Annotated in this window: 8 protein-coding genes; 7 read left to right on the plus strand and 1 reads right to left on the minus strand. The window is 67.5% G+C overall.

The annotated features are described in order from the left end of the window. The first annotated feature begins 50 nt into the window (after positions 1–50). Genes ACFYM6_RS34265 through ACFYM6_RS34275 form a run of 3 tightly spaced genes read left to right on the plus strand, consistent with a single transcriptional unit; the run spans position 51 to position 6,146 of the window. Positions 51–1,325 (plus strand): DUF6361 family protein, encoded by a 1,275-nt coding sequence (locus tag ACFYM6_RS34265; protein WP_387281625.1) that lies wholly within the window; start codon positions 51–53, stop codon positions 1,323–1,325. Beyond that, on the plus strand, positions 1,309–3,063 hold the full coding sequence (locus ACFYM6_RS34270) for a hypothetical protein (protein WP_387281626.1): 1,755 nt from the start codon (positions 1,309–1,311) through the stop codon (positions 3,061–3,063). The genes ACFYM6_RS34265 and ACFYM6_RS34270 overlap by 17 nt, the downstream gene beginning before the upstream one ends. Next, a complete protein-coding gene (locus ACFYM6_RS34275) occupies positions 3,060–6,146 on the plus strand; it encodes a helicase-related protein (protein ID WP_387281627.1) in 3,087 nt (1,028 codons plus the stop codon). Before ACFYM6_RS34270 ends, ACFYM6_RS34275 begins: the two co-directional genes overlap by 4 nt. Before the next feature lie 433 nt (positions 6,147–6,579). Here ACFYM6_RS34275 and ACFYM6_RS34280 read toward each other — a convergent pair whose 3' ends face one another. Then, entirely contained in the window at positions 6,580–7,434 is an 855-nt protein-coding gene (locus ACFYM6_RS34280) for a hypothetical protein (RefSeq protein ID WP_387281628.1), read from the minus strand. Positions 7,435–7,867: 433 nt separating this feature from the next. Between ACFYM6_RS34280 and ACFYM6_RS34285 the strand changes: the two genes are divergently transcribed. The 4 genes from ACFYM6_RS34285 to ACFYM6_RS34300 all read left to right on the plus strand — a co-directional run bounded on the left by ACFYM6_RS34285 (position 7,868) and on the right by ACFYM6_RS34300 (position 10,355). Next, positions 7,868–8,773, plus strand: a complete 906-nt coding sequence (locus tag ACFYM6_RS34285; RefSeq protein ID WP_387281629.1) for a hypothetical protein — start codon at positions 7,868–7,870, stop codon at positions 8,771–8,773. A 159-nt stretch (positions 8,774–8,932) separates the two neighbouring features. Next, a complete protein-coding gene (locus tag ACFYM6_RS34290; protein ID WP_387281630.1) occupies positions 8,933–9,202 on the plus strand; it encodes a hypothetical protein in 270 nt (89 codons plus the stop codon). A 48-nt stretch (positions 9,203–9,250) separates the two neighbouring features. Next, positions 9,251–9,475: a hypothetical protein gene (locus ACFYM6_RS34295; protein WP_387281631.1), complete on the plus strand. Its 225-nt coding sequence runs from the start codon at positions 9,251–9,253 to the stop codon at positions 9,473–9,475. A gap of 508 nt (positions 9,476–9,983) precedes the next feature. Continuing rightward, positions 9,984–10,355 carry an AbrB/MazE/SpoVT family DNA-binding domain-containing protein gene (locus ACFYM6_RS34300; protein ID WP_387281632.1) on the plus strand — a complete coding sequence of 124 codons (372 nt, stop codon included), beginning with the start codon at positions 9,984–9,986 and terminating at the stop codon, positions 10,353–10,355. The last annotated feature ends 134 nt before the right edge of the window (positions 10,356–10,489 follow it).

The following is a 10,489-nucleotide window of genomic DNA, read 5'->3' on the forward strand; positions in this document are numbered from 1 at the left end:
CACACCCCAAGACCACACGCCCTACCGGTGGTGGTTCACGGTCGCAGAAGATGGATTCGTCGCGGACGTCGAGGCGGTCTGGGAGCGCACAACCAGTTCAGGCTGGATGCCTGCTGGCCGAGTACGGGAGGTGGACGGTGGCGTCGCAGTTATCGTGGCTGGACAGCTCCCGGGTGGAGCAGCAGCGGATGCGTGAGCTGCTGAACATGTTCAGCGAGCAGGAGAGCCGCGACGAATTGGGCATCGGGCAGGTCCGCGACGCGTTCGGTGACCTGCTGTTCCCCGGAACGTCGACGTTGCACACGCGTGCTCGGTATCTGCTGATTGTCCCATGGTGCGTTCAGCACGCGAGCCGCCGGCCAGACCGCGATCAGGCAGTGGAGCTGGACCGGGTGGAGCGTGTTGTCATCTCGGCGCTGCGGGCTGCAGGTGCAACCGACGGCCTTATCGGTCGACGTGCATCGACCGGCGTCAAGACGCTGCCATCCACAATCTATGCGTCTGCGCTGCGCACGTACGACATCGACGCTGGCCTCGAGCTGGCTGTTCTACCTGGCGATCCGGAGGCGGCGGAGCTGACCGAGCTGCGGACTGGCCGATGGCCAGCCACCATGCCTCGATCGCCAGCCGGCTTCCCTGAGGTCGTGGGTTCGGGCTTGGATCTGACGCAGCAGGAGGCGGACTGGCTGCGGGAGCGTATCCTGACCAGCACCGCCGGCACCCTGCTCGCTCACCTGCTTCAGCCGGGCAACCGGCCGGAGGACGACGCGGCGGCGCCCTGGCGAGCCTCGGCGGTCGGCTCAGCGTCGGAGCGGGTGCGGACCGATTTGGAGTATGCCCGGGCGTTCTCGACCTGTATGCACGGAGCGGCGCTGCTCTACAACCTGATCCTCGCCGAAGAATACGGCGAGGCGGGCCATGACCGGATCGAGCCGCCGGACTACCGGGAGGCTCTCGCCCGCTGGGCTGAGCGGATGGCGACGGTCGCGCCGTGGGACCGAGCGGACATGTGGAGCCGCCTCATCGAAATCAACCCGCGCATCAGCAACAATCTGCGGGCTCGGGCGTTTATCGAGGCCTGGATCGACCTCGTCCTCGCCGGTCGGGCCGAGGGCGCAGCCGATGACGTCGAGTTGCGGGACCTGGTCGCCCGCCGAGAGAAGACGGTGAAGAAAACCCAGTCGCGGCTGGTCAACAGCAAGCTGCTCCGGGGCTGGACGGGCGCGTCAGGCAGCCGGCAGCTGGTATACCGGTGGCCGCAGGTGCGACGCATGCTGACCGACATCCACGACGGCATGGAGGTGACGGGTGCTGTTGCCGCCTGACGGACGCGCGCTGCTGACCGACGTGCTCCGTCCGCCGCCGGGATTCCGGCTGGACCGCGCCGTAGCCACCACGTTCACCCTTGAGCTGGACAGCCTGCTCACCGCCCCGCTGGCGTTCGCCGCGCACGCCCTGCGAGACCGGGACGACCCGATCTCGGTGATGGAGGGCGTGCGCCGCTGCGCCGACCGGATCGACGTGTTCTGCCAGGCCGGGCAGATCGCAGCGCCGCCGGGCAACTCCAGTCTGCTGCTCCTGCTCGAACCGGCTGTTCATCCGGTGCGGAGTCCTCGGCCCGGACGTCTCTTCCATCCCAAGATGTGGCTGGTCCGATACGTCTGCGACGGCGATCAGTTGCTGCGGCTCGTCGTGTTGAGCCGGAACCTGACCAACGACCGCAGCTGGGATGTCTGCTTGACCCTGGACGGCGTGATCGGCTCGCGGCCGGACAGGCGGAACACGCCGGTGGTCAAGCTGCTTCGGCACGCGATCGACCTGGCCACGCAGCCGGTGCCTGAACCGCGGCGCGCAGCGATCGAGGAGCTGCTGGAGCATCTTCGGCGGGCCGACTGGGAACTCCCTGAGGGCTTCTTTCGAGATGAGTTGTACTTCCATGCGTTCGGCGTGCCAGGAACTCGGCCGCCGGACTTCGCCGGTACTCGGCACCTGGTGATGTCGCCCTTCGTGGGCGCTGACGGCCTCGATGTCTGCGCCCCGGGCAATGGTGAGTTGACCGTCATCGGTAGGCAGGAGGAGCTGGACCGGTTGCCCGAGGGGACGCTGGACGGATGCACCGTGCTGGTGCTCAATGACCTCGCGGCGTTCGACCTGGATGACGAGACCGGGCCGGCCCGGCTCGCGGGGCTGCACGCCAAAACATATGTTGTCGAGTACGGGCGGCGCGCCCGAGTGATCGTCGGCTCGGCCAACGCCACCGGCGCGGCGTTCACGGGCAATGTCGAGCTGCTGGTCGAACTGGTCGGATCGCGGGAGCGGCTGGGCATCAACGCGTTGGCTGGCGAGGGCGCAGACCTGCGGGCGATCCTTGAGGAGTACGAGCGGCGCGACGTCGCCGAGCCCGACGACGACACCGGCTGGGAACTCGAGGCCTATCTACGCGGCATCGCCGCCGTCCCGTTCCACGCCACCGTCGGCACCAACGACGAGCCGCACGAGCTGCACGTACGCGCCGCCGGGGCGCCGTCGCCGCCGCCCGGTGGGCGGCTGACGGTCGCCCTGCTCACCAGACCGGACCTGGTGGCGGACCTGCCGGGCGACGCCCACTTCGGTGGCTTGGCCACCACGGAGATCACCCGCTTTCTCGTTCTCGCCGCAGTGGCCGCGGACGGCACGACCAGACGAGCGGTGACGATCGCCAGCCTGACCGGCGACCCGGCTGACCGCCTTGACCGGGTACTCGCCGAGCAGATCAACACACCGGACAAGTTCCTGCAGTTCCTGATGCTGCTGCTTGGCCTCGGATCGTCCGCCGAGGTGGCCGGTCCTGTGGGGGCGGGACAAGGCACCGGACTATGGCGCCGTGGCGCTGCCGGCGTCTTGGAGCTTCTGCTCGCCGCGCTGGCGGACCGCCCCGCCCAGCTCGACGAGCTTGCCGGCCTAGTACGGCAGCTGGCAGTCACTGAGCGGGGTAGGGCAGTCCTGCCGGAGGGCTTCCTGGAGCTGTGGCAGCACGTCGACCAGGTCCGCCGTGAACTTCACGCACCCGGGGTAGGCGCATGAAAGGGCTCAAGGACTTCCAGCGGGACACCGTCGCGTACCTACTCAACCGCTACTTCGGCACCGAGCCGACCCGGCGGTTCCTGGTCGCCGACGAGACCGGCCTGGGCAAGAGCGTGGTCGCAGGCGGTGTCGTGGCCGCAATGATTGAACGGCTGCAGCGCGATGACGCGGTGACGCGCATTGACATCATCTATATTTGCTCCAACCAAGACGTCGCCGCACAGAACCTGGCACGGCTGGCCGGACCGCACCACGCCACGCATCCGATGTCCAGCCGGCTCACCCTCCTCGGCCGCGAGCTGCCCCGATTCACGCCGCAGGCCGGCGACGGGAAGCCGGTCAACCTCGTATCCTTCACACCTGGCACCTCCTTCGCCCCTGGCTGGCAGACCGGCACGGCAGCGGAGCGCGCAATGCTTCATCACCTGCTGCGCAACGAGGCTTGGGATGGCTGGCAGCGCAAGGCCGCCCTGCGGATCATGCAATGCACGACCCGGTCGTTCGAACGGTTTCAGAGCCGCTGCGCCTACTTTCCCCGTACTCTCACCCAGGGCATAGACCCGCGCGTACGAGACCGGTTCCTGGACCGCGCTCGCGCCAGGGGACTTCTCGACCAGTTCGACGAGCTGATCGCCGACATCGGGCGGCGATCGGCGCTGACCGACTCCGAACACGGCCGATGCAAGACTCTCGTCGGCCGGCTACGTGGGGTGCTCGCTGAGGCCGGCGCCCACGCGCTCGAGCCCGATCTGGTGATCCTCGACGAGTTCCAACGCTTCCGGAACCTGCTCGATCCCGAGCTTGGTGGCGAGGCCGCCGAGCTAGCCCACCACCTGTTCAATTATCAGGACGCGCGCGTCCTGCTGCTGTCCGCCACCCCATACAAGCCGTTCACCTACGCCGAGGAAGCCGCCACCGACGACCACCACGCCGACCTCAAGCGGGTGCTCAACTTCCTCCGCCCAGACCCCGAGTGGCACGATGCCGTGCACGCGGCGCTGCGCGCCTACCGCGAGGCCGTCCTCGCCGGCGCCCCGACCGGCGCCGTGGGCGAAGAAATCCGGCGCCTGCTGCTACGGGTCATGTGCCGCACTGAACGCCCGGCCCTCGGCCGCCACGCGATGCTGGCCGAGCACGTCACCCCCGCCGCAGGCGTCGATTCCACGGAGATCCGCTCGTTCGTCGCCATGAACCGGCTTGGCGCGGCACTCGACGCCCCAGTCCTGCTCGACTACTGGAAATCGGCACCATACTTTCTCAACTTCGTCGAGGGATACCAGCTTGGCGACCGTCTGCGGGAGGCCGTGCAGCGCGGGCTCGGCGCAGAAGTCCGGCAACTACTCGACCGGGCGCACCTGCTCGACGCCGCAGCCGTCCAAAAGTACGCGCCGATCGACCTGGGCAACGGCAAGTTGCGCTCCCTCGCCGCGCAGACCGTCGATCGCGGCTGGTGGCGACTGCTTTGGCTGCCACCGTCCATGCCGCACTACACGCTCGGACCGCCCTTCGCTGACGCGGCCCGCCAGCAGATCACCAAGCGACTGGTCTTCTCGTCCTGGAACGCCACGCCAACTGCGGTTTCGGCGCTGCTTAGCTACGAGGCGGAGCGCCGAATCCGAAACGGACACATCGAGGTGCCCCGCAGCAGGTTGGACTACCGGATGAGCGACGGACGGGTGGCGTCCATGAGCACCATGGCGCTGTTCTGGCCACACCCCGTGCTCGCGGCGGCCTGTGATCCGTTGACCGCCGCCCGCCGCGACCCGAATGGGCCTCCGGACCTGGCAGCGATCGAGTCAGAATGCCGCCAGCGGCTGCTCGCCGAGGCACCAAACACCTTCCGCGCCGCGGGACACGCCGGAGAGCCGCAGCCCTGGCGTGCCGTGCTCGGCTGGCCGGGTGCCAACCCTGGTGTTTCCCTCGACCGGGCCGTCGAGGCGGCCACGACGGGAGCCGACCCGGGACATGACGTGGAGAAGGACCTTCACAGCGGCCTCGTCCGGCATTTCCAGGAGGCGCTCGCCGTGGCCGCCGCCGCCGATGAGCCGATCAGCGCCAGCCCGGACGCTGTCGTTGACGATCTCGTCGCTATCGGGCTGCACAGCCCCGGCAACATCGCCTGGCGGGCGCTCGGCCGGCTCGTGGACCACGGAAGCAGCGTCACGCCTCAGGGGCTGTGGCTGGCCGCGACCGTCGTCGCCGCCGGCCTGCGGAGCCTGTTCAACCGCCCCGAAACCATGCTCCTGCTGGACCAGCTTGGCCTGAGCGATCCGTACTGGCGGGCCGTCCTGCGCTACTGCGCCGCTGGCGGGCTCCAGGCCGTCCTCGACGAGTACGTACACACGCTACGCAGCTCGGCAGCGGAGACATCGCTGGACGACAAAGCCCTGGTGGCGATCGCTCGTGACGTGAACCGGGCGGTGACGGTGCACTCGGCGCCGTACTCGGCTCTGGACCCGCTCAACCCTGGCAACCGGATTTCGATGACCGGTCGGTTCGCGCTGCGGTACGGCGGCCGGGGCGACGACGAGACCAACACGAAGCGCATGACCGGCGTGCGGCACGCGTTCAACAGCCCGTTCTGGCCTTTCGTCGTCTCCACTACAAGCGCCGGCCAGGAGGGCATCGACTTCCACACGTACTGCTCGGCGGTCGTGCACTGGAACGTCCCCGCCAACCGTGTGGACTTCGAACAGCGGGAGGGCCGGGTGCATCGCTTCGGCGGCCACGCCGTACGTCGCAACGTCGCCGCTGCCCATCGCGCCGAAGCGCTGCGGTCAGCCGACCGAGACGTGTGGAAGGCGGCGTACGACGCGGCGCGGCGGCAGTCGCAGCTCGGTGACATGGCGCCGTACTGGGTGTATCCGGGACGGGCGCGCATCGAGCGCCATGTGCTGCCGCTGCCACTGAGCCAGGACCTCGCCCGCTACGAGCAGTTGAAACGGGACTTGGCGCTGTACCGGCTTACCTTTGGCCAGCCGCGGCAGGAGGACATGCTCGCGTTGCTCACCAGTGCCGGCCTCGCCGACCAGCGAGCGGAGCGGGACACCATTGATCTTCGACCTCCAACGCACTCCGCATGAAGGAGCGGGGTGAGATGACCGGCGCGGCGCGGAAGTTTGTACCGAGCTGCCTCGCGAGCCAGTGGTACTGCAATCCGCGATCGGTAGGCCGGTCGCCGTAGTTCCGTGTCGGGCCACAGGTATACGTGGCCTGAAGCGTCAGCCGCTCGCTTCAGCCGCACGAGAGGGCGCGGTACCGCTCGCGACGTGGCTCAGCGCCCGCCTACTCCGGATCATGTCACTTGTGATCACACCGCAGGACCGCGGGCAACTTGGGCTGACGAGTCCTGGAGATCACGGCCCGCTGGACTGCAGGGGCGAGGACGGCGCGGGTCGGCTTCGGCGAGGTGCCAGCTCGGTCCGTGGCCGGGTTGTGAGTCGCCGGGGGTGCCACGACGACGTAAAGTTGGCCACCAGCGCGAGTGCAGCCACGCGCAAAGCGACCTTGCCCGAGCTACTCGGTCTGCTGGCCATCGCCGTCGGGTCGCCAGTCGGCGAACAGCTCGGCAAGCCTGGTTTTGGTCTGGTCGGTGAGGATCTTGGTGACGTCTTCTCCGAGCGGCTTCAGGGCGTGTTGACGTACCGCTGCGTGTTGCGCTGGTGCGGGGCAGATGAACACCGCGAGGATCCGTAGTGCGCGTAGAGCTTCTTCGTTTGAGATGAGGTCGAGCAGCGGAACGGACCCGAACGCTGCGGCCTGGAACCCTTGCCACACCTTGTCAACGATCAAGCCGACGACAGCCTCGGTGACGTGTGGCCGGTTGGCCTGCAAGGCCGACCCCAGGATCATGCTCTTGACCTTGTCCGGGATGCTGTTGAAACCATGTCGGGTCACCTCGATCGCCCGAACCAATCCGATGAAGAGATCGCACCAGCCATGGTTGGTGAGCTCGCGCTTGACGCTGGTGGCGTCCGCAGCGGCGCGGTTTAGTTCCGTGGCGATCTCCGGCCAGGCCCCACGCGTCATCACCTCGGCCAGTGCTGTCACCTGTTGGACGGGCGACGGGTATGGCTCGCCGTGCTCGGGCCCGACAGGCGGCGGGACAGCGAGCCAGTCGGCGATGTCGACGCGGGCAAGGTCCGTGCTGATCTCCTGGTTGCCGCGGCTGTGCTCCAGGCGCGGCGGGCGGTGCTTCGTCCAGATCAGTCTGCTCTCGAAGTGCTCCCGTTTCCTCTGGCGGAACTGGTGGTCGTGGCTGGCCTGGTACAGCCAGCCCTGCACGCCGTGTTGGGAGCCGCCGCACTCGTTGCAGCGGCAGCGATGTTGCTGCGCTGTCTCGCAACGAGGGTTGTGCTTGCCGCTGTCCATGCCGCGGCCACCTCGCTCATCCGGTCTACCCGATGGGGATGCTCGAACGGTCGCTGACTCAATGGAACTGCGTAAATACGTTACGTCACCGAGCGGCTGATGCCAATGCCGGCAATGATCCACAGACCGCTTCACCGGGCGGCTTGTCCTTCGTCGGGTCGCCGCGTACGGTCGGTGGTGCAGCTGCCTTCGTCCGCTAGCAGATCTGCTGCGTTGCGTATTTTGTTGCGGAGCCCGGAGAGTCGGCCAGTGATGCCGACGGGCTGAGAACCCGCCTGCGGCGCGCTCTTGCACATTCCTTCCGTTGCGGTCGTCGACAGGCTGCTGGCTGTCTCTCGGCCCTCCACCTTGGGCGTTGCCTGGCCGCTGCCGCCTCGTCACGATCGTGCGCGGTGACGTCTCGGCATGCCCCTACCCGCAGAGGAACGCCCTGATGTCCTCGTATCTATTCCGCCCGGGCGCTGAGCCGTCGACGTCGACGCGATGGCTTGCCCACCGGTTTCCGAAGCGGGGCTGGCTGATCGCCGACCTGCAGCGGCGCATTGGCCGCGCACCTACCCCCATTGCGGTCTGCGCGCCCAACCCCGGACGATTCGGCCATGCGGTGGAACGGGTGCTCGCTCTCGACCTGTGCGACAGACCGCCGTACCCGCAACTGATCGCAAACCTGCCGGAGCCCGGACAGCAGCGGCTGCTCGCCACCGCTGGATACGCACCCCCGACCGACGCGTCAGACGGGCCGTGGCACAAGACCGCAGAGCACATCCCAGGCGCTCGGCTCTTCACGGTGGGCAGCCTGCTCACCGTGCTCGACGCGGCAGTGCATGCGCTTCGTCTCGCGGCGCCCGACGACGCCCGCGCAGCGATACGGGCTGCGCTGCGCCACCAAGAGACCCTCGCCGCGTGCGCGACCGGAGTGCGCGCTGCTCGCCCTGCCTTCGCCGCCTTCTGGGCCAGCTACACCAGCGGCTTCCAGACCGCGCTGCGCAGCTACGGACCGGTGACCACCCCTTTGGAGTTGCTCGACGGACTGCGTGTCGCTGACTTCCTCGCCGGCACCACCATCATCGAACTCAAGACAGGCCACCTTGACGACACCAACCACCTCCACGCCCTCATCGACCAGGTGCTGACCTACGCCCTGCTCGCACCCGCATCCGGCCACCCGGTCACCGCAATCGTCATGTACCTCGCCCGCTACCACGTGATGGCCCGCTACCCACTCGACCTGTTCCTCAGCCGCCTCGCCGGAAAACCCATCGACACTGCCGAAGCCGGCTGCCACCTCGCCGCCCTCATCCGAACAGAATTACCAGCACGGCGACCAGCTGCCCACTGAGCCAGCACGGGAACCGATGCTGTGGCCGCCCGCAATGCCGAGTAGCGGAAGCACAAGAGGGCTCCCGCTACTCGGTACGTGACTCATCAGCAGTGAGGGCAGGCTCGCCGCCGCGCAGCGCTGGCCTGTTGCCACGAACTACAGGCCACCGCCAGCCACGTGCGCGACGTCGCCGACCTGATGCACGAGCACCACGCCGAGCGGCTGCTCGAATGGATGCGGCGAGTGAACGCCGACAACCTGCCCGCCCCGCACTCCCTGATCACCGGCATGAGCCGCGACCTCGACGCCGTCACTGCCGGGCTCACCCTGCCCAGGAGTTCCGGGCCGATCGGGGCAACGCCAAGGGACAGGCCAGGGCGGGAGCCTGGGGATGAGCGACACCGATCCGACTGGGCCTGGGTTCCGCCAGGAGGCTGGGAGGTGTGAAACTATCGAGGGCGGTCGAAGCCCTGGACTGAGTGACGGGAGCTGCGGATGGACGGCGCAGACGGCGATTGGACACCGGGCGATGTTGCCGCCATGATCGGCAACCCGTTCTATGCCGTGAATATCGATCCTGACCTGGCTGTCGCGCACGATCCGATAATCTCCGAGGAAGAATGGGTTGCGGCGAACGCGAGGTTGATCGACGAGCTCGGCCCAGAGCCTTATCTGCGTAACCTTCTGGCTGTCCTCAAGGGCGGGTGCCCGAGGGGCTGACAACTCCACGGCCCCCTTGAAATTGTGTGACTGTGCCGTCGCTGGTGCTCGCGGCGCGAACTCAAGTGGAGATTCTGCCTGTCGGAGGCGCCTTATTTCGTGTCCGGAATGGATAGGTGCGTTGTCATCGGCGCAGGCGGATCGAATTTTGTTTGCTGAAATTGCGCCACGCGGCAGCTCACGCCTGTAGTGTTACGCATCGTAAAGTGCTAGACTTAACGCATGAGCACCCGTTTGTATAACGGGTGCTACGTAGGAGAGTTCAGCTCCCCCCTCGGACACAACTTTGCGGCACCTATGCCGTATCCGACGTACTGGTGGTTAAGCGTCCTTGACCACGTGAACCTGATCTTCGCGACCACGTCCGCTGGCCATGTGTTGGCTGAGGGTGGTGGTCGCTGTGGCTGAGCCCTCGGTGGCTTCCGTCGTCCCTCCGGTCCTGCTTCCGGACCAGGCCAGGTCTGCCCGGACCGGTGCTGATCGCCCGCTGCGTCGGGCAGCCCTGCCGATGCCGGCACTTCCGCAGCAGCGCACCGAAGCGAGGATGTATCGCCTGGCTTCGGTGGATAGCAGTGGACGGATTCGTGATCGGTCGATCATCGGAGCAATGGGCTGGGAACCCGGTGCCCGTCTGGACATCCGTCAAGGCGGAAACGTCATCGTCGTGCGCCGCGACCCCCGGGGAGTCTTCACTGTCACCGGCCAGGGGCACCTGTTGCTGCCGCCTGCGGTGCGGCGCTGGTGCGGCCTCGCAGCGGGCGAGCGCGTCCTATTGACCGCGGACCCCGCCGCGAAACTGCTCGTGGTGTATCCGCCGATCGCCTTGGACGAGATGGTCGCCCAGGCCGAACGCGCAGTGCTGGGTGGTGATCCGGCATGAGCGCGGGCACGGCGAGCAAAGCGGAACTGGAGGCCGCACTGAGGTTCCCCCGTTAGCGTGGAGGCCAGACCTAAGGGGATAGATGGTCATGGCTGAAACGAGAAGGCGGTTCGATAGGGAGTTCCGTGAGGGCG

Source organism: Micromonospora sp. NPDC006431, assembly GCF_042870725.1.
In the GTDB taxonomy this organism is placed as follows: Bacteria; Actinomycetota; Actinomycetes; order Mycobacteriales; family Micromonosporaceae; genus Micromonospora.